The organism is Pseudomonas sp. efr-133-TYG-103a (genome assembly GCF_030209235.1).
Taxonomy (GTDB): Bacteria; Pseudomonadota; Gammaproteobacteria; order Pseudomonadales; family Pseudomonadaceae; genus Aquipseudomonas.
In genome coordinates, this window is the sequence record NZ_JARVSK010000043.1 from 18,177 (window position 1) to 38,173 (window position 19,997).

The 19,997-nt window shown below is 62.4% G+C and carries 12 protein-coding genes and 2 tRNA genes; 7 read left to right on the forward strand and 7 right to left on the reverse strand.

Translation table 11 applies throughout. The annotated features are described in order from the left end of the window. The first annotated feature begins 71 nt into the window (after positions 1-71). The gene (locus QRN36_RS26195) at positions 72-1,946 is read left to right on the forward strand and encodes an MFS transporter (RefSeq protein WP_285426683.1); all 1,875 of its coding nucleotides are present in this window, start codon (positions 72-74) and stop codon (positions 1,944-1,946) included. Between the two features lie 166 nt (positions 1,947-2,112). Here the strand turns inward: QRN36_RS26195 and QRN36_RS26200 are convergent, their stop codons facing one another. Together QRN36_RS26200 and rdgC are read right to left on the reverse strand one after the other, a co-directional pair. Further along, on the reverse strand, positions 2,113-3,078 hold the full coding sequence (locus QRN36_RS26200) for a bile acid:sodium symporter family protein (protein ID WP_285426684.1): 966 nt from the start codon (positions 3,076-3,078) through the stop codon (positions 2,113-2,115). 111 nt (positions 3,079-3,189) lie between these two features. Continuing rightward, the gene (gene rdgC / locus QRN36_RS26205) at positions 3,190-4,110 is read right to left on the reverse strand and encodes a recombination-associated protein RdgC (RefSeq protein ID WP_093463655.1); all 921 of its coding nucleotides are present in this window, start codon (positions 4,108-4,110) and stop codon (positions 3,190-3,192) included. Positions 4,111-4,270: 160 nt separating this feature from the next. Here rdgC and QRN36_RS26210 point away from each other — a divergent pair. Next, positions 4,271-4,346: transfer RNA gene (locus QRN36_RS26210), tRNA-Val, on the forward strand. A 20-nt stretch (positions 4,347-4,366) separates the two neighbouring features. Next, a tRNA-Asp gene (locus QRN36_RS26215) sits at positions 4,367-4,443 on the forward strand. 213 nt (positions 4,444-4,656) lie between these two features. Here QRN36_RS26215 and nirD read toward each other — a convergent pair. Beyond that, positions 4,657-5,034, reverse strand: coding sequence for a nitrite reductase small subunit NirD (gene nirD / locus QRN36_RS26220; protein ID WP_285426685.1), 378 nt, complete (start codon positions 5,032-5,034; stop codon positions 4,657-4,659). Further along, positions 5,031-7,592: a nitrite reductase large subunit NirB gene (gene nirB / locus QRN36_RS26225; RefSeq protein WP_285426686.1), complete on the reverse strand. Its 2,562-nt coding sequence runs from the start codon at positions 7,590-7,592 to the stop codon at positions 5,031-5,033. The genes nirD and nirB overlap by 4 nt, the downstream gene beginning before the upstream one ends. A 693-nt stretch (positions 7,593-8,285) precedes the next feature. On the opposite strand from nirB, the gene QRN36_RS26230 reads away from it, so the two are divergent. Next, positions 8,286-12,119: a bifunctional nitrate reductase/sulfite reductase flavoprotein subunit alpha gene (locus QRN36_RS26230; protein WP_285426687.1), complete on the forward strand. Its 3,834-nt coding sequence runs from the start codon at positions 8,286-8,288 to the stop codon at positions 12,117-12,119. 224 nt (positions 12,120-12,343) lie between these two features. Here the strand turns inward: QRN36_RS26230 and QRN36_RS26235 are convergent, their stop codons facing one another. Then, a complete protein-coding gene (locus QRN36_RS26235) occupies positions 12,344-13,270 on the reverse strand; it encodes a glyoxylate/hydroxypyruvate reductase A (protein WP_285426688.1) in 927 nt (308 codons plus the stop codon). 105 nt (positions 13,271-13,375) lie between these two features. Further along, a complete protein-coding gene (locus QRN36_RS26240; RefSeq protein WP_285426689.1) occupies positions 13,376-14,455 on the reverse strand; it encodes a tartrate dehydrogenase in 1,080 nt (359 codons plus the stop codon). Between the two features lie 121 nt (positions 14,456-14,576). Here QRN36_RS26240 and QRN36_RS26245 point away from each other — a divergent pair, with 121 nt between their 5' ends. The 3 genes from QRN36_RS26245 to QRN36_RS26255 all read left to right on the forward strand — a co-directional run bounded on the left by QRN36_RS26245 (position 14,577) and on the right by QRN36_RS26255 (position 18,497). After that, positions 14,577-15,494: a LysR substrate-binding domain-containing protein gene (locus QRN36_RS26245; protein WP_285426690.1), complete on the forward strand. Its 918-nt coding sequence runs from the start codon at positions 14,577-14,579 to the stop codon at positions 15,492-15,494. Positions 15,495-15,704: 210 nt separating this feature from the next. Beyond that, positions 15,705-16,757 (forward strand): ABC transporter substrate-binding protein, encoded by a 1,053-nt coding sequence (locus QRN36_RS26250; RefSeq protein WP_285426691.1) that lies wholly within the window; start codon positions 15,705-15,707, stop codon positions 16,755-16,757. Positions 16,758-16,772: 15 nt separating this feature from the next. Next, entirely contained in the window at positions 16,773-18,497 is a 1,725-nt protein-coding gene (locus QRN36_RS26255) for a GMC family oxidoreductase N-terminal domain-containing protein (RefSeq protein WP_285426692.1), read from the forward strand. Positions 18,498-18,552: 55 nt separating this feature from the next. Here the strand turns inward: QRN36_RS26255 and QRN36_RS26260 are convergent, their stop codons facing one another. After that, a complete protein-coding gene (locus QRN36_RS26260) occupies positions 18,553-19,980 on the reverse strand; it encodes an aldehyde dehydrogenase family protein (protein WP_285426693.1) in 1,428 nt (475 codons plus the stop codon). Positions 19,981-19,997: the final 17 nt, after the last annotated feature.

The window sequence follows — 19,997 nt, forward strand, 5'->3', positions numbered from 1 at the left end:
TTCAATGTGGCTCGGACAGGAATCCCGCCTTCCAATCCCAAAGCCGAACCCGGCGTCATTCAGGACGAAGTTTGATGAGTCAGTCGCAATTCAGTCTGTTGGGCAAACGGCGTTTCCTGCCGTTTTTCGTGACGCAGTCGCTGGGCGCATTCAACGACAACATCTTCAAGCAATCGCTGATCCTCGCCATTCTCTACAAGCTCAACGTCGACGGCGATCGCTCGATTTACGTCAACCTGTGCGCATTGCTGTTCATTCTGCCGTTCTTCCTGTTTTCTGCACTGGCCGGCCAGTTCGGCGAGAAATACCCCAAGGACCGACTGATCCGCCTGATCAAGCTGCTCGAAATCGCCATCATGGTCGTCGGCGCCGTCGGCTTTCTCTACGATCATCTGTCGCTGATGCTGGCTGCGCTGTTCGCCATGGGCACGCACTCGGCGCTGTTCGGGCCCGTGAAATATTCGATCCTGCCGCAGCACCTGCACGAAAACGAGCTGGTGGGTGGCAACGGCCTCGTCGAGATGGGCACGTTCCTGGCGATCCTCGCGGGCACCATCAGCGCCGGCATCATGATGTCGGCCAGCAACTATGCGCCAATCGTCTCTACCGCGATGGTGCTGGTTGCCTGCCTGGGTTACCTGGCCAGCCGCGCGATACCGTTCGCAGCCGCCGCGTCCCCTGAAATGCGCCTGAACTGGAACATCTTCAGCGAGTCCTGGGCCACCCTCAAACTCGGGCTGGGGCAGACCAAAGCGGTCTCACGCTCCATCGTCGGCAACTCCTGGTTCTGGTTCGTCGGCGCAATCTATCTGACGCAGATTCCGGCGTACGCCAAGGAGTTTCTGTACGGCGATGAAACCGTCGTCACCTTGATCCTGACTGTGTTTTCCATCGGTATCGCCGCAGGATCCATGCTGTGTGAGCGCCTGTCGGGGCGCAAGGTGGAGATCGGTCTGGTGCCGTTCGGCTCGATGGGGCTGACGGTTTTCGGCGTGTTGCTGTGGTGGCATTCGGGTGATTTTCCGCAAAACGTCCAGGCCAACAACTGGCTGGCCATTCTCGGTTACGCTCAGGCCTGGTGGGTGTTGCTGGACATTCTGGGCATCGGCATCTTCGGCGGTTTCTACATCGTTCCGCTGTACGCACTGATTCAGTCGCGCACCCCGGAGAAGGAGCGCTCCCGCGTCATTGCCTCCAACAACATTCTCAACGCGCTGTTCATGGTGGTGTCGGCCATCGTTTCGATCGTCTTCCTCAGCGTGGTGAAGCTGTCGATCCCGCAGCTGTTTCTCGTCGTCTCGCTGATGAACATCGCGGTCAACACGTACATCTTCAAGATCGTTCCGGAATTCACCATGCGTTTCATGATCTGGCTGCTCAGCCATTCGATGTACCGCGTGGAGCACAAGGACCTCGAGCGGATTCCCGACGAGGGCGCGGCGCTGCTGGTCTGCAACCATGTCTCGTTCGTCGACGCGCTGCTGATCGCAGGCTCGGTACGCCGCCCGATCCGCTTCGTCATGTACTACAAAATCTTCAACCTGCCGGTGCTCAACTTCATCTTCCGCACCGCAGGCGCCATCCCCATCGCCGGACGCAGCGAGGACCTGATCATCTACGACCAGGCGTTCAAGCGCATTGCCGGCTACCTCAAGGAAGGCGAACTGGTGTGCATCTTCCCTGAAGGCAAACTGACCACCACGGGCGAAATCGACGAATTCAAAAGCGGCATGACCCGCGTGCTGGAAGAGACCGACGTGCCGGTTATCCCGCTTGCATTGCAAGGCTTGTGGGGCAGCTTCTTCAGCCGTGACCCGGACAAAGGCGTGTTTCGCAGACTCTGGTCACGCGTCACCCTGGTGGCCGGACCGGCCCTGACCGGCGAAGAATCGCAACCGGCGCTGGTGCGCGAGCGCGTGGCGGCACTCAGAGGCACCGTGCGCTAAGCGGCGCCACGTCTTGAATGCTCTGCGGGCGGACATGCTCGAAGCAGCGGGGCAGGGCGATGATCACCGATCGCCTGACCCGGCCTCCTGCGCATGAATCAGGTGGGTAAGAAGCAGTCCCGCACTTGGCCCACCCTCATCACGATGCAACTTGCCGCTCTGTCCGTTAATGCGCAGCAGGCTTTTGCTGCGCTGGACGGTCTTCATCCGGAGCCATCTTCCGGAAATACGTCGAGAGCAACGCGCCCGAGATGTTGTGCCATACGCTGAACAACGCGCTGGGCACGGCGGCGAGCGGGGAGAAGTGCGCGCTGGCGAGGGCGGCGCCAAGGCCGGAGTTTTGCATGCCGACTTCCAGTGACAGCGACTTGCGTTGGGCCAGTGGAAGCTTGAACAGCTTGCCGGTGAAGTAGCCCAGCAGGAAACCGAAGCTGTTGTGCAGAATGACCACGGCCATGATCAGCAGGCCCGACTCCGCGATCTTGGACTGGCTGGCGGCTACCACGGCGCAGACGATCATCACGATGCTCACCACCGAAATCAGCGGCAGCACCTCGACCGCAAATTGCACGCGCGCGCCGAGCAGGCGTTGAGCGATCACGCCCAGCACGATCGGCAGCATCACCAGTTGCAGGATCGACCAGAACATCTCCATGAACGAGACCGGCAGCCACGCCGATGCCAGCAGCCAGATCAACGCCGGCGTCAGCAGCGGCGCAAGCAGGGTGGTGACGGCCGCGATGGCGACCGACAGGGCCAGATCGCCTTTAGCCAGCCACGTCATGACGTTGGATGACGTGCCGCTCGGGCAGCAACCGACCAGGATGACGCCGACAGCGATTTCTGCGGGCAGATGAAACACCTGGCACAGCAGCCAGGCGACGCCCGGCATGATCACGAAATGGGCCACCACGCCCAGCGCCACGCGCCACGGATGACGCACGACTTCCGAGAAGTCGTCGAGCTTGAGGGTCAGGCCCATGCCGAACATGACCAGCCCCAGCAGCGGCACGATCAGGGTTTTCAGACTGATGAACCAGGTCGGGAACAGGAACGCCAGCACGGCGAACAGCAGCACCCAGTACGCGAAGGTATTACCGACAAAACGACTCAACGCAGCCAGGGCACGCATGGCTCGCTCCTTTTATTATGGGTTTCACGATTGCAGGAGCGCGCTTGGTCTGGGCCGCATTCGTCGAATGCGGCCCAGACCATGCGCGCTCCTGCACGAAGGTGGGTGGAATCAGATCCCTTGCGGAATCTCTTCGCCGCCCAAGGCTTCGAACAACTCCGGCAGGAACTCGCCGAAAGTCAGCATCATCAGGGTAAAGCTGGCGTCCAGTTGGCCCAGCGCATCATCGCCGCCATCCTGTTCGGCCTGATCCTGCAGCAGGTCCTCGAATTTCAGGCGCTTGACGCTGAGTTTATCGTCCAGCACGAAGGACAGCTTGTCCTGCCAGGCCAGCGACAGTTGCGTGACGACCTTGCCCGTGCTCAGGTGCAGCTGGATTTCGTCGCTGGTCAGGTCCTGACGCTTGCACTTCACAATGCCGCCGTCTTCGTGGGTGTCGCGCAGTTCGCACTCGTCCAGCACGAAGAAATTCTCGGCGGTCTGCCCGGTCTTGACCCATTCGGTCATCACGGCGGTCGGCGCGGTTTTCACGGTGACCGGACGCACCGGCAGCGAACCGACCACTTCACGCAGGGTCGACAGCAGGTCTTCGGCACGCTTGGGGCTGGAGGCGTTGACCAGAATCACGCCTTGCTTGGGCGCGACGGCGGCGAAGGTCATGGAACGACGAATGAAGGCGCGCGGCAGGAACGCCTGGATGATTTCATCCTTGAGCTGATCGCGTTCCTTCTTGTAGACCTTGCGCATTTGCTCGGTCTCGATCTCTTCGACTTTCTCCTTGAGTGCATCGTTGACGACGCTGCCCGGCAGAATGCGTTCTTCCTTGCGCGCTGCGATCAGCATGAAATCGCCGCTGACATGCACCAGCGGTGCGTCTTCGCCCTTGCCGAACGGGGCAATGAAACCGTAAGTGGTCAACTCCTGGCTGGCACAAGCACGTGCAGGCTTGGTCGCCAATGCGGTTTCCAGCGCCTCGGCGTCAAATGGCAGGTCCTGGGTCAGGCGATAGACAAGCAGGTTTTTGAACCACATGGGGTACATCTCTCCTTTATACAAAGGGGGGCATTATTCGCTGCCGCGACCGTGCGGCCAACCCTGATGTAAGCCTTTGGTTGGATTATAAAAATTATTTGAAAAAGTGCTTGCCAGAGGTTTGATCGCTCCGTAGAATGCGCGCCACACCGAGAGACAAGGGTGATTAGCTCAGCCGGGAGAGCATCTGCCTTACAAGCAGAGGGTCGGCGGTTCGATCCCGTCATCACCCACCACTCGTTGAAAGGTGTTACGCGCAGCGGTAGTTCAGTCGGTTAGAATACCGGCCTGTCACGCCGGGGGTCGCGGGTTCGAGTCCCGTCCGCTGCGCCATATTAAGTTTCGAGGCCCTTGAACTCCTCGAAACGACGAAGAAAGCGACCTTAGGGTCGCTTTTTTTGTGCCTGCGATTTGATGTCCAGGCGCGTTGTATTTGGTAGGCGCGCTTGCCCGCGATTGCGCAGTGCCAGACAACATTCAGGGTGCTGATCTGTCGCAATCGCGGGCAAGCACGCTTCTACAAGACACACCGACCAGGGGCGAACATCACCCCACGTCCACCTCAACCACATCGCCGTTCAATCGCGCCGGCCAGGTGCGCAGTTTCAACGACGCATCTTCCAGGCATGTGCCGTTTTCCAGCCGGTAATGCTGCTTGTACAACGGCGACGCAACCACCAGATCGCCGCCAAGACTCCCGATCAAGCCACGTCCGATCACGTTGACCCCGGATACCGGGTCGCGATTGTCGACTGCAAACAGCTGCGGCGTGCCACTGATCGACGCGACGTAAAACAGTGCCACCTGCGTATTGCCCACCAGGGCCACGACGCCGGAGTTGAGCACCAAGTCATCACGCCCGCACACGGCGCGCCAGACCCGGCTCTGTGGAGCATCCATCATCACTGCGTTGGCCTGACTCATCGTGCGGTCTCCTGGACGGGAATAAGGTTGAGTTCGCTGGCTCTCGCGGGGCGACGCTGGCTGCGTTCCTTGACGAAATGAATGTCGGGGTCGGCCGCCTTGTCATTGACGAACGTGCGAAAGCGTTTGAGTTTCTCCGGGCTTTTCAGCGCGTTCGCCCATTCACATTCATACCGATCGACCACCACTTGCATTTGCGCTTCCAGCTCGGCGGCCAGACCCAGACTGTCGTCGATGACCACCGCCTTGAGGTAATCCAGCCCACCCTCCAGCGACTCGCGCCATACCGAGGTGCGTTGCAATTTGTCGGCGGTGCGGATGTAGAACATCAGCACACGGTCGATGTAGCGAATCAGCGTCTGGTCATCCAGGTCCGTGGCGAACAGCTCGGCGTGTCGCGGGCGCATGCCGCCGTTGCCGCACACATAGAGGTTCCAGCCGTTTTCGGTGGCGATCACGCCGATGTCCTTGCTCTGCGCTTCAGCGCATTCGCGGGTGCAACCGGAAACCGCGAATTTCAGTTTGTGTGGCGAACGCAGGCCTTTGTAACGATCCTCGATGTTCAGCGCCATTTGCACACTGTCCTGCACGCCGTAGCGGCACCACGTGCTGCCGACGCAAGACTTCACCGTGCGTGTCGATTTGCCATAGGCGTGTCCGGTTTCGAAGCCGGCGGCGATCAGCTCGGCCCAGATGTCCGGCAGCTCATGCAGCTGGGCGCCGAACAGGTCGATGCGCTGACCGCCGGTGATCTTGGTGTACAGATCGTATTTTTTCGCCACGGCGCCAATCGCCATCAGCCCCTGCGGGGTGATTTCGCCTGCCGGAATGCGCGGCACCACCGAATACGTGCCGTTCTTCTGCATATTGGCCATGAACGTGTCGTTGGTGTCCTGCAGCGGTACCAGTGACGGGTCCATGATCGGCCTGTTCCAGCATGAGGCGAGGATCGAGCCGATGACCGGCTTGCAGATATCGCAGCCCACATGGCCTTTGCCATGACGCGCCAGCATGTCCTCGAAACTCTCGATCGTCTCGACCCGAGCGAAGGCGTACAGCTCTTGCCGCGTGAACGCAAAGTGTTCGCACAGGCTTTTGTCGACCGCGACCCCGCGCGCGGTCAGTTCGTGCTCGAACACGCTTTTGAGCAGGGCCGAGCAGCCGCCGCAACCGGTGGCCGCCTTGGTGCAGGCCTTGATCCCGGCGAGGTCGCTGCAGCCGCTGTCGATGGCCGAGCAGATCGCCCCCTTGCTGACGTTATGGCACGAACAGATCGTGGCGGTCGCCGGCAAGGCGTCGGCACCCAGAGTGGGCGCGCCGTCGCTGTGGGGCAAAATCAGGCTCGACGGGTCGGCCGGCAGCTTGATGCCGTTCTGCGCGTATTGCAGCAGCGTGTCGTAATAACTGTTATCGCCCACCAGCACCGCCCCCAGCACCTGTTTGCCGTCGGCGGACACCACGAGCCGGCGATAGGTGTCGGTGGCTTCATCGATAAAACGGTAGCTGCGCGCGCCGGTCAGGGCGCCGTGGGCATCGCCGATGGAGCCCACGTCGACGCCCAGCAGTTTGAGTTTGGTCGACATGTCGGCACCGAAGAACGGTTCAGCGTCCTGATCGCACAATTGCGCGGCGACATTGCGTGCCATCTGATAACCCGGCGCGACCAGGCCGAAGACGCTGCCGTTCCAGGCGGCGCATTCACCAATCGCGTAGATGTCGGCGTCACTGGTGCGGCAGTGTTCGTCGATGTCGATGCCGCCCCGTGGACCCAGCGCCAGCTGGCACTGGCGGGCGAGGGCGTCTTGCGGACGGATGCCGGCGGAAAAGACGATCAGGTCGGTTTCGAGAAAGTCGTCACCGGCGAAATTCATGCGATAGCGCAAAGACTCGCCAGGCGTGATCGACTGGGTGGCGCGGGACAAGTGCACGCCGACGCCCAGCGCTTCGATGCGTGCCTTGAGGGCTGCGCCGCCGAAATCATCCAGCTGCACAGGCATCAGGCGCGGGGCGAACTCCACCACGTGGGCTTCCAGACCGAGGGATTTTAGCGCATTGGCCGCCTCCAGGCCGAGCAGCCCGCCGCCGACCACGACGCCACGTCGGGCATGACGCGCGGCGGCACGGATAGTGTCCAGGTCGTCCAGCGTGCGATAAACAAGCCGCGAGTCTCCCTCGGCGCCTTCGATGGGCGGCACGAACGGATAGGAGCCGGTCGCCAGCACCAGTTTGTCGTAGGTGAAACAACCTGCGGACGTGATCACTTCACGGCGCGCCCGATCGATTTCCAGCACCGGCACGCCCAGATGCAGCATCAGTCCGGCCTGCTGATACAGGGCGGCATCACTGAGCGCCAGGGATTCGGCATCGCGACCGCCGAAATACTCGGACAGGTGAACGCGGTCGTAGGCGCGCTGGCCTTCTTCACCGAACACGTGAATGCGATAGCGCTCAAGGGCACCGGCGGCGATCAATTGCTCGACGCAGTGGTGACCGACCATTCCGTTGCCAACCACGATCAGTGTCTGCATATCGTCAAAAGGGGCGACTGTGGTGTTCATATCGAGTCCCGGCCTAAGCCAATCAGGTTTTTTGAAAGCAAAAAAAGGCGCCCGGAACCTCTCGGTTCCAGGCGCCTTTGCCTGTTCTTTTAGGGGTTGTCGCTCGACCACAGTGTCGGCGCAACCTGATGAGCCCAATGCCGTGTGGGGCGGACGATCGTCATTGACCGACCAGGGCTGCCAACCACGCATTCAGGCTGGACTTGCAGGTAATCAAGCAATGGGTGTGCCAGTGCGAACGCCGCACGATGAGTGCAGGCGCGCGGCGCGTCCCAGGATCTGCCGCGATACGGCGGTCGGCCTGATCAAGGGCCTGTCAGGCTGACCGCGCTCACCGCTTTCACGACGGATTCTCCGCCGATCTCGGGACGCGCCACGCCTCTGCAACGGGAGGCATCTGGCACGCAAACGGTGCGCTTTCGTCCGGCTCGCCCCATTGCGAGGCTGAAATCCGCGGTTCTCTGGCCGGTTTGCTTCCACGCCGCAGCGCCCTGATCTCAGGCCACCCGCGCCAGCTCACCCGCCAATCGACCGCTCGAAAGCCTCCGCCCCCGTGCTGGCCTGTCCTTTGCAATTGCCAGCTGACAGGCAGTCAACGCCGATTGCCATCTTCACGACAAAGGCGCCGTGTGCTCTCCGCTCATCTGAACGGGAGAGAACAGGGCGTCTTTTTTTTGGCCTCGGGAAATGGTTATGGCGAGCAACAGCGTACGAAGTGTGTGTCCTTATTGCGGGGTCGGCTGCGGCATCGTCATGCAGGTCGAGAACAACTGCGTGATCAAGGTCACGGGTGACAAGGCGCATCCGGCCAATCGCGGCCGGTTATGCACCAAAGGCACCACCTGCGGCGAGGCGATTGCAGAATCGGGGCGCATGGACGCGGCCTACCTGCGCCTTCAGCGAGATGAGGACCCGGTACGCACCGACATGGACGCGGCGATCACCCACACGGCGCAACGCCTGCGCACGATCCTGGATCGCGATGGCCCCGATGCGTTGGCTTTTTATGTGTCGGGCCAAATGTCGCTTGAGGCGCAATACCTGGCGAACAAACTGGCCAAGGGCTTCGTGCGCACGTCGCGCATCGAGTCCAACTCGCGGCTGTGCATGGCCAGTGCGGGAAGCGGCTACAAGCTGTCGCTGGGGTCCGACGGGCCGCCGGGTTCCTACGACGACTTCGACCGGGCCGACCTGTTCTTCGTGATCGGCGCCAACATGGCGGACTGCCACCCGATCTTGTTCCTGCGCATGATGGATCGGGTCAAGGCCGGCGCGAAGTTGATCGTCGTCGATCCTCGCCGCAGCGCCACGGCAGACAAAGCGCATCTGTTTCTGCAGATCAGGCCCGGTACCGATCTGGCGCTGCTCAACGGCCTGCTTTATTTATTGAATGAAAACGGCGATGTCGATGCCGGTTTCATCGCATCCTTCACCCAGGGCTGGGCGACGATGCCTGCGTTTCTGGCCGCGTACACGCCGGACAAAGTGGCGCAGATCACGGGCCTTGCCGAAGGCGACATTCGTCAGGCAGCGCGCATGATCGGTCAGGCGCCAGACTGGATGAGCTGCTGGACCATGGGGCTGAACCAGAGCACCCACGGCACCTGGAACACCAACGCACTGTGCAATCTGCATCTGGCGACCGGGGCGATCTGTCGTCCCGGCAGCGGTCCGTTCTCACTCACGGGCCAGCCCAATGCCATGGGCGGGCGGGAGATGGGCTATATGGGGCCGGGACTTCCCGGTCAGCGCTCGCTGCTGGTCGACGCCGATCGTGCATTCGTCGAACACCTCTGGGCGATACCGCAAGGCAGTCTGCGACGTGAGCCTGGCGGCGGGACGATCGACCTGTTCGAACAGATGCGTGACGGCGCAATCAAGGCCTGCTGGATCATCTGCACCAACCCGGTGGCCAGCGTCGCCAACCGCGCCACGGTGATCGAGGCGTTGCAGGCCGCCGAGCTGGTGATCACCCAGGATGCCTTTCTCGACACGGAAACCAACCGCTACGCAGACATCCTCTTGCCCGGTGCGTTGTGGGCCGAGGGCGAAGGGGTGATGATCAATTCCGAACGCAACATGAGCCTGACCTGCAAGGCGGTCGATGCGCCGGGGCAGGCGCTGCCGGACTGGCAGATCATCGCCCGCGTGGCGTGCGAAATGGGTTTCGCGTCGGCGTTCAGCTACGGGTCGGCCGAGGAGGTGTTCGAGGAAATCAAGCGGGCATGGAATCCGGACACCGGCTATGACATACGCGGCGCCAGTTATGCGCAACTGCGTGACCGACCGGTGCAATGGCCTTGCGCGCCTGACGCGCAGGGCACGCGCAATCCGCTGCGTTACCTCAACACCGGCGTCAGCCAGACGCTGAAAGTGGACGCGCAGGGCCAGCGCCCCGCCCTGGTTTTCGCCACCCCCGACGGCAAGGCAGTGTTCCTGCCGCGGCCCCACCTGCCGCCCGCCGAGATGCCGGACGCCGTCTTCCCGTGGGTGCTCAACACCGGTCGTTTGCAGCATCAGTGGCACACGCTGACCAAGACCGGCAAGGTCGCGACGTTGAACAGGCTCAACCCCGGGCCCTTCATCGAGATTCACCCGCAAGACGCCGCTGCACTGGGCGTGCGGGAAAAAGACGCGGTCGAGATCCGATCGGCCCGTGGGCAGGCGATATTGCCCGCTCGGGTCACGGATCGCGTGCGGCCCGGCGAGTGTTTTGCGCCCTTTCACTGGAATGACGTGTACGGCGAGCACCTTGCGATCAACGCCGTGACCAGCGACGCCATCGACCCGATTTCACAACAGCCTGAGTTCAAGTTCTGTGCGGTGGCGTTGCGCAAGATCGAGCTGATCGGTCATCGGTTCATCGACCTGGCGCAGGCCGGTGCCAAGGGTCAGGAGCAAGCGCGGGAAGAGGCGCAGGAGCGGCTCGGCGAAGCACCGCTGCTCACGCTGTTGTGGGCCTCGCAGACCGGGAATGCAGAGTCGCTGGCCAAGCGGATCGGCGCGCTGTTGCGGGCTGGCGGTGTGTCGGTTCAGGTTTCGCCGATGGACAATTTTCCGGTCGCCGCTTTGGCCCAACGACCCACTGTCGCGCTGATCACCAGCACGTTCGGCGATGGCGACCCGCCGGACAACGGGCAGGCGTTCTGGGCAACGCTCTGCGCCCAAGAGGAACGGCTGGAGTCGTTGCGTTACGCCGTGTTGGCGTTGGGCGATCAGAGCTATGAAACATTCTGTCAGCACGGTAAGAAGCTGGATCAACGCCTGTCGGCACTGGGCGCGTCGGCGCTGATGCCGAGAATCGACTGCGACAGCGACTTCCAGCCGCACGCCGAACGTTGGTTCGCAGCGTTGCAACAGGCGCTGGCGTTGGACCTTCCTCTTGCCACCTTGGGCGAGGGCGAGCAGCAGCCAGGCGATCAACCTTCGCGGACACGCCCGCACTCAGCTCGCTTGTCGATCAATCGTCGACTGAACGCAGATGGCGCGAGCAAGGACACTCGCCAGTTCGCGCTGACGCTGGGCGATTCGGGCATGACGTATGAGGCGGGCGATGCGCTGGGTGTCTGGCCGCGCAATTGCCCGGCGCTGGTGGACGAGGTGCTTGAACTGACCCGGCTTGAAGGCGACCGGTCGGTGCAAATCGCGGAGGCAGGTGATGTTTCGTTGCGGCAGGCGTTGACCGAGCGCTTTGAAATCGCGCGGCCGAACGCGGAGACGTTGGCGTTCATCGCCCGAAGCAGCGGCAACGAAGAGTTGAAAACGTTGCTCAGCGAACCCTTCAAGGATGAGCTGAAAAGCTGGTTGTGGGGGCGACAGCTGGCGGATGTCCTGCGCGAGTTCCCGCTTCGCGCGTCGGGGCAGGAACTGCTCAAGCACTTAAGGCCGCTGCAGCCTCGGCTGTACTCCATTGCGTCCAGTCCAAAGGTTCATCCGGATGCGGTGCACCTCACTGTGGCGGCGGTGCGCTACGGCAAACGCAAGGGCGTCTCGTCGACCTTTCTGGCGGATCGGGCCGAGCAGGCTGAGGTGCCGATTTTCCTGCAACCGACCCAACACTTTCGCCCGCCGGCCGACGGCGATGTGCCTATGATCATGATCGGTCCCGGCACCGGCGTGGCGCCGTTTCGGGCCTTTCTTCAGGAGCGCCGGGCTCGCGGTGATCGCGGGCGCAACTGGCTGTTCTTCGGCGAGCAGCACGCGGCGACGGATTTCTATTACCGCGACGAATTCGAAGACCTGCAACGTAGCGGATTGCTGACGAACCTGAGCCTGGCGTTCTCCCGCGACCAGGCGGATAAAATCTACGTCCAGCACCGCATTCGCCAGCACGGTGCCGAGCTCTGGCGCTGGTTGCAGGACGGCGCGCGGATCTACATCTGCGGCGATGCCACGCACATGGCCAAGGATGTCGATCACGCCCTGCGTGACATCGTCAGCCAGCACGGTGGCTTAAATCGCGAACGGGCCGCTGAGTATCTGCGATCACTGGCTCAGGAAAAGCGCTACCTGCGGGACGTGTATTGAGAGGCTGCACGTCCGCCAGCGAACTGACGCCCACCGCCGTGACAGGGAATGTAGCTGGCGACACGCAACCTCTGCAGGACGGGCTTCGGGCGGGGAGGCGTCGGTTGCCATGTCGCAAAATGGATGTCGCGCACACTGGCCTCTTCCCGGCTAAAGCCGGTCCTACCGAGGCGACGCAAAGCTTAACCGTTGGGGACTGGCTAGACCTCGTCCTACTGAGACGCTCAATAGCCCTGTTCCCGGGCGATCTCTCCCAGCATGGCGTGTCCTTGCTGGTGACGGCGGATGTTTGCCAGCAGGACGTCGAACGCGCTGTCGGGCGAGGTGTTGGCGCCGATGTGTGGGGTCAGCCAGATGGCGGGGTGTTGCCAGAACGGATGGTCGGGGGCGGGCGGTTCGTCGTTCAGAACGTCGACGATCGCATGGCTCAATTGCCCGCTTGCCAGGGCATCCAGCAGGTCCCTTTCAACCAGATGGCCGCCGCGTCCGAGGTTGATCAATTGCGCGCCCTTGGGCATCGACGCGAAGGTGTTCGCGTTGAGAATCCCGCGGGTGTCTTCAGTCAGTGGCAGCAGGCAGATCAGCACGTCGCACCGCGCCAGAAATGCCGGTAACCGATCGCTGCCGGCAAAGCAGCGCACACCTGGAAGGTCCTTTTCGGAGCGCGCCCAGCCGCTCAACTCAAAGCCGAACGGGCGCAGGCTCTCGAGCACGGCCGCGCCGAGATTGCCCAGGCCCATGACCCCGACGCGACGCTTCGTGGCGGGGACGAGCGGGTGCAGTTGCCACTGCCGTTCGCGCTGCTGTTGCAGGTACAGCGGGACCTGGCGATGCAGGCTCAGCACGGCGAAACAGGCGTACTCGATGATCCCCCTGGCGATGCCGGGGTCGAGCATGCGCACGACTTTGATGTGTTCGGGCAACTCGCCAAGGTCGAACTGATCCACGCCGGCCGAGGTGGCGAAAATCACCTCAAGACGGGGGAACTGTTCGTGCAGATTCTGCGGTGGCTGCCAGGCAGCGAAGTAACGCACCTGCGAGGGCTCTCCCGTGTCCGGCCACAGCCGCACGTCGATGTCCGGCGCATGCTGCCGGAACAGGGACAGCCAGACAGGGCCGCGGGCATCGTCGACTTTGAACAGCAAGGCCATGGGGTTCTCGCAAGCGCAGGGAAAGTCTGGTCACGATGCCAGAGGGCTGCGAAACAATCTTCCGAAAACGTCAGGGCCAGCGGAAGATTGCGCGCTTTTTCAGGCTCAGACCGCAGCGGCGATCGCTTTGCCGAGGGCTTCGGTGTTGCCGGTCCCGCCGATGTCGGCCGTCAGCGGCGCGTTTTCCGGGCCCATCGACAATACGCTTTCAATGGCGGCCAGTACGGCGGCGCCGGCGTCGGGATGGCCCAGGTGCTCGAGCATCATCGCGCCGCACCAGATCTGTCCGATCGGGTTGGCGATGCCCTTACCGGCGATGTCGGGCGCCGAGCCGTGCACGGGCTCGAACAGGCTCGGGAAGTTGCGTTCCGGGTTGATGTTCGCCGAGGGCGCAATGCCGATGGTGCCGGTACACGCAGGACCCAGGTCGGAAAGAATATCGCCGAACAGGTTGCTCGCTACCACAACGTCGAACCAGTCGGGGTGCAGCACGAAGTTCGCGGTGAGGATGTCGATGTGGTACTTGTCGACTTTCACGTCCGGGTATTGCTTGCCCATTTCGACCACGCGTTCGTCCCAGTAAGGCATGGTGATCGCAATGCCGTTGGATTTGGTCGCCGACGTCAGGTGTTTCTTCGGTCGGCTTTGCGCCAGGTCATAGGCGAACTTGAGGATGCGGTCGACGCCCACGCGGGTCATGACGGTTTCCTGCAGGACGATTTCCCGCTCGGTGCCAGGGAACATCTTGCCGCCGACGCTTGAGTACTCGCCTTCGGTGTTCTCGCGGACCACCCAGAAATCGATGTCGCCGGGCTTGCGATTGGCCAAGGGTGCCTTCACGCCGGGCATCAGGCGGCAGGGACGCAGGTTGACGTACTGGTCGAACTCGCGACGGAACTGCAACAGCGAATCCCACAGCGAAATGTGATCCGGCACCACGTCGGGCCAGCCCACCGCGCCGAAGTAGATCGCGTCATACCCCTTGAGCACCTCGAACCAGTTGTCGGGCATCATTTTGCCGTGGGCCAGGTAGTAATCGGCGCTGGCGAAATCGAACCAGTCCCATTGCAAGTCCAGATTGTGGCGGGCGGCCACGGCGTCCAGCACGCGCACGCCTTCTGGCATGACCTCCTTGCCAATGCCGTCGCCGGGGATGACTGCGATTTTGTACCGGGCCTTGCTCATGGGTTCGACTCCTGGGTTGAGAGGCTGGGATTGAAAGCCAATGCCAGTGAGTGTATGCAGTGTTCTGGAATTAATAATTAGCCTTCAATGAAATCCATTCTTAGATTTGGGGAAAGAATCGATGAGCGCCATCGATGACCTGAGTTTCTTCCAGCAGGTGGCCAGCCGTGGCAGCCTGACCGAAGTGGCCCGTCAGCTGGGGTTATCGCTGCCGGCAGTGAGCAAGCGCTTGAGTCAACTCGAAGCTCGCCTCGGGGTGCAATTGATGCAGCGCACCACGCGGCGGCTTTCGCTGACGCCGGAAGGCACGCAGTACCTGGAAGGTGGCCGGCCCATCCTGCGCCAGCTTGAGGAATTGGAAAGCGCGCTCAACAGCCGTCAGCCGACGCTGCGCGGGCGTCTGCGGATCAATGGCACGCTCGGTTTTGGCCGACGACATCTGGCGCCGGTGGTCTCGGAGTTCGCCCGGCTGCATCCGGAACTGGAGATTTCCCTTGAACTCAGCAGTCAGCCGCCCAGCATGCTGGACGACCAGTTCGACCTCGGCGTGTGGATGGGCGAGCCTCCCGATTCACGTTTGATCGGCGTGCGATTGCTGGAGAATCCACGCATCCTCTGCGCAGCGCCCAGATACCTTGAAGCTATGCCTGAGCCGACCTGCGTGGCCGATCTTGCGCAGCACAACTGCATCGTTCTGCGCCAGTTCGGCAGCGATTACGCGATCTGGCGCTTTCACAAGGACGGTCGCGAATACGCACACAAAGTCAGAGGCACGCTGTCGAGCAACGATGGCGAAGTCGCCGTCGGCCTCGCACTGGAGGGGCACGGTCTGATTCTCCGATCGCGCTGGGACACGCAGGAACATCTGGATTCCGGGCGCCTGCGCGCAGTGCTGACCGATCATCAGGCGCCGCGTGGTGACATCTTCGTGGTGTACCCGCATCGTGCGCACATCCCGCAGCGCATCTCGCTGTTCGTGCGATACCTGAGCCACGCATTGAATCAGCGCCTGCCGTTTGCGGCCGTGCGACGGGACTGATGGCACTGCAGACAAGGTTCGGTTTCGGCATAACCTCACAACATGTTCATCCTGACTATTCGTGCATTGCCCGCCGGCGTCATGCTCTTGTAACGTCCAGATGTCCCGCTCGGTCCAACAAAAAGAAAATCTGAGCAGCGCACGACAGTGCAGGATGTCTTTCAGGTTTTTTTGAGCTGCCGAATTAATCTACGTCCAGGATGATTTGCCATGAAAACCTTGTCTGTTGCTGCAGCTTTCGGTTCCGTCTTATCCCTGTTGAGTCTTTCGGTGGCGTGCGCGAGCAGTGCCTTGGCGGCTGAAGAAATCACCTTCGTTTCCCAAGGGGGCGCCTACCAGGAAGCCCAGACCAAAGCCATTCTGGACCCTGCCGCGAAGGCCCTCGGCATGACCATCAAACAGGACAGCGCCCCCGATGCATGGCCGATGGTCAAGGCCATGGGCGATGCGAAAAAACCCGTCTGGGACGTGATCGACACGCCGCCCTCCAACTGCGTTCGTGGTGGCAACGAAGGGCTGATCGAGCCGCTGGACCTGAGCAAGATGCCCAATGTGAAAAACATGCCGGCGCAGTACCGCACGCCGTATTCGGTGGCTTACGAGTTCTATTCGTCGGTCATCGGTTACAACAAGAAGACGCTGAAGAAAATCCCGCAGACCTGGGCCGAGTTCTGGGACGTGAAGAATTTCCCCGGCACCCGCGCGTTGCGCAACGACCCGATGAGTACGCTGGAGGCGGCATTGCTCTCCGACGGCGTGCCGCGTGACAAGCTGTACCCGGTGGACGTCGACCGTGCCTACAAGCGGCTTGAGCAAATCAAGCCGAACATTGCCGTGTGGTGGACGTCCGGCGGCCAGTCGGCTCAGTTGCTCGCCGATGGCGAGGTCGACATGCTGATGATCTGGAACGGTCGCGCCAGTGCCGTGCAGAAGAGCAATCCCGACGTCGCCTTCACCTACAACGACGGCTTGTTGCAGAACACCCAGCTGTGCATCCTCAAAGACGCACCGAACTACGCGGCGGCGGTGAAGTTCATCAACGAAGCGCTGTCGCCCGAACTGCAGGCCAACCTGCCGCTGTACATCGATTACGGCCCGGGCAACCCTGCGGCCTTCGGCACCGGGAAGATCACCGAGCAACGTGCCAGGGAGCTGCCAAGCTCGCCGGACAACGCCGCCAGACAAGCCTTGATGTCCGAGGAATGGTGGGCATCGCCGGCCGGTATCGCGGCGAAGGATCGCTGGCTCAAGTTCGTTCAGTAACGGCGAGGTCCTTCGATGATCGATTACCTGATTCTCGGAGGCGGTTCGGCGGGCTGTGTGCTCGCCGCGCGGCTCTCGGAGGACCCGAACGTGCAGGTCTGCCTGATCGAAGCGGGGCGGGACATCTCGGCGCAGACCATGCCGCCGGCGATCCGCAGCCGTTATCCCGGTCGTGCCTATCTGGACGTGAGCAATATCTGGAAAAGTCTGACGGCGTTGATGGGCCAGCGGGCGAACGCCTCTCGGCGTTATGAGCAGGCGCGGATACTCGGCGGCGGCTCGGCGATCAATGCGTTGATGACCAACCGTGGCGCCCCCGCCGACTATGACGAATGGGAGACGCTTGGCGCCGACGGCTGGAACTGGGCCACCTGCCTGCCGTACTTTCGCAAGCTGGAAAACGACACGGATTTCAACGGACCGCCGCACGCAGCGCATCATGGCAGCGATGGCCCGGTGCGGATTCGTCGCACGCCCGCGCAGTTTCTGTCGCCGTTCGTTAACAAGGTGATTCAGGTCTTCGCCGCGCAAGGCCTGGCGCACAAGCCTGATCAGAATGGGCCGTGGGAAGATGGCACTTACGTCGGCGCGATCGGGGTCAGCGAGCAGGGCGAACGGATTCCCACCTCCGTGTGCTACCTGACCGACGAGGTGCGTCGGCGCAGCAATCTGACCCTGCGGACTCACTGCATGGTCGATCGCGTGCTGATCGAAGGCCGTCGCGCCGTCGGTGCCCGGATCATCAACGCAGCGGCACAGCGCGAATCCCTGGTGGCGCGGGAGGTCATCGTCTGCGCGGGGGCCATTCACAGTCCGGCGATCCTGCTGCGCAGCGGCATCGGCCCAGCGCAGGATCTGCGTTCGCTGGGCATTCCTGTGGTCGCCGATCGGCCGGGCGTGGGTGGCAACCTGATGGAACATCCTTCGATCGCGGTTTCGGCGTTGCTGACCCGGCGTGGCCGGACACCGTTTCCTGAGGAACACCATGAGCAGGCCATCGTGCGGTTTTCTTCCGGCGTGGAAGGCGCCGTGCCGGGCGACATGCACGGCGCGATCCTGTCGCGTTCAGGCTGGCATTCGATCGGTTATCGGTTGGGAACGATTTTTTTCTGGGTCAACAAATCCTTCTCCCGGGGCCGTCTGCGCCTGGCGTCCAGCGATCCTGGCGACGAGCCGCAGGTAAATTTCGAGATGCTCTCTGACCCTCGGGATCTGCAGCGGCTCAAGCAGGCGCTGCAATTCGGCGCGCGCGCGTTATCGAGTGATGCGCTGCGTGACGAGCGCAGTGTGGTGTTCGCCTCCAGTTACTCGCCGCGGGTGGCGAAGGTCGCGATGCCGGGTCTGTTCAATGCCTTGCAGCGCGGCGTGTTGAGTGTGCTGCTGGATATTGCCGGTCCATTCCGGGCACTGCTGGTTCATGGCCTGGTGACTCAGGGCGTGACCCTCAAGAAACTGCTGGCCGACGATCAGGCGCTGACCGAATTCGTGCAGCGCAACGTTGGTGGCACCTGGCATCCGTCCGGCACCTGTCGCATGGGGCACGCGGATGATCCGCTTGCCGTGACGACCGGCGATGCACGGGTGATAGGCGTCGACGCCTTGCGGGTCTGCGATGCATCGCTGATGCCGTCGATCCCGTGCGCCAATACCAACGTGCCGACGATCATGATCGCCGAGCGCGTGGCGGATCTGATCAAGACCCCTGTGGCGCAGATGAGCGAGGCAGTCGCCCACCTGTGATGCATTTCACGGTACGCCGCGCGCCTGTGCAACCGGGCGCGCGGTTTGTCTTACATCAGTGGCCCCAGCCCACGATGCCCTTGGTTTCCAGAAACGCTTCCAGTCCCCATTCGGCATATTCGCGGCCGTTGCCCGACTGCTTGTACCCGCCGAACGGCGCCGCCGGGTCCCACGCGGGATAGTTGACGTAGACGCTTCCGGCACGCAGCTGCAGGGCGATGTCCCGCGCACGCTGCAGATCGGACGATTGCACGTAGGCGGCGAGGCCGAACACGCTGTCGTTGGCCAGTTGCACCGCGTGCGCGTCATTTTCGTACGGCTGAATCACCAGCACCGGACCGAAAATCTCGTCCCGTGCAATGGTCATCTCCGGGCTGACATGAGCGAAAATCGTCGGCTGCACGTAGTAACCCGTCGGCAGATGCGCCGGCCGTCCCGTGCCTCCGCACACCAGTTGTGCGCCTTCATCGATGCCGATGGCAATCATCCGCTGGATCGCGTCGAACTGCCGTTCGCTGATCACCGGACCCATCGTCGTGTGTGCCGCGGCAGGGGCGCCGGGCCGATGAGCGAGGGCGGCGCGTCGAGCGATCTCCACCGCGCGATCATGCAGCGCGGCAGGCACCAGCATCCGGGTCGGTGCATTGCACGACTGGCCGCTGTTGCCGAAACAGCTGTTCACACCGGCAGTCACAGCCGCCTCCAGATCAACGTCATCGAGCAGAATGTTCGCCGACTTGCCGCCCAGTTCCTGATGCACGCGCTTGACGGTCGGCGCGGCCAGGCGTGCGATCTCGACACCGGCGCGGGTCGATCCGGTGAACGAGACCATGTCCACCTGCGGATGCGCTGCCAGCGCCGCGCCCACGCTTGGGCCGTCGCCGTTGATCAGGTTGAACACGCCGGGCGGCACGCCAGCATCGTGCAGCACTTCGGCGAATAGCAGCGCGTTGATCGGTGCAATCTCGCTCGGCTTGAGCACCATCGTGCAGCCAGCGGCAAGGGCCGGCGCCACTTTGCAGACGATCTGGTTGATCGGCCAGTTCCAGGGCGTGATCAACGCCACCACACCCACGGCCTCCTGATTGATCAGCGTCGTGCCTCGGGTCTTCTGGAATTCGAACGTGTCGAGGGTGCGCAGCAGCTGTTCCAGGTGGAATTTGCCGATGCCGGCCTGCCAGTCGTGGGACAGCGACGTGGGCGCGCCGACTTCGCGAACGATGGCTTCGGCGATTTCGTCATAACGTGTCATGAACCCGTCAAGGATGCGTTGCAGCAACTGTTTGCGCTCCCCGGGCGTCGTCCGTGCGAAGGCTGGAAAGGCGCGCCGCGCCGCTGCCACGGCGTCTTCGACATCGGCCAGATTGCCCATGGCGATCTCGCAGAATGGCTGTTCGGTCGCGGGGTCGATCACCGGCAGGCGGGTGCTGCCATGGGGTTCAACCCAGCGGCCATCGATATAAAATTTCAGGGCGTTATCCATATCAGCAACGGTCTCTT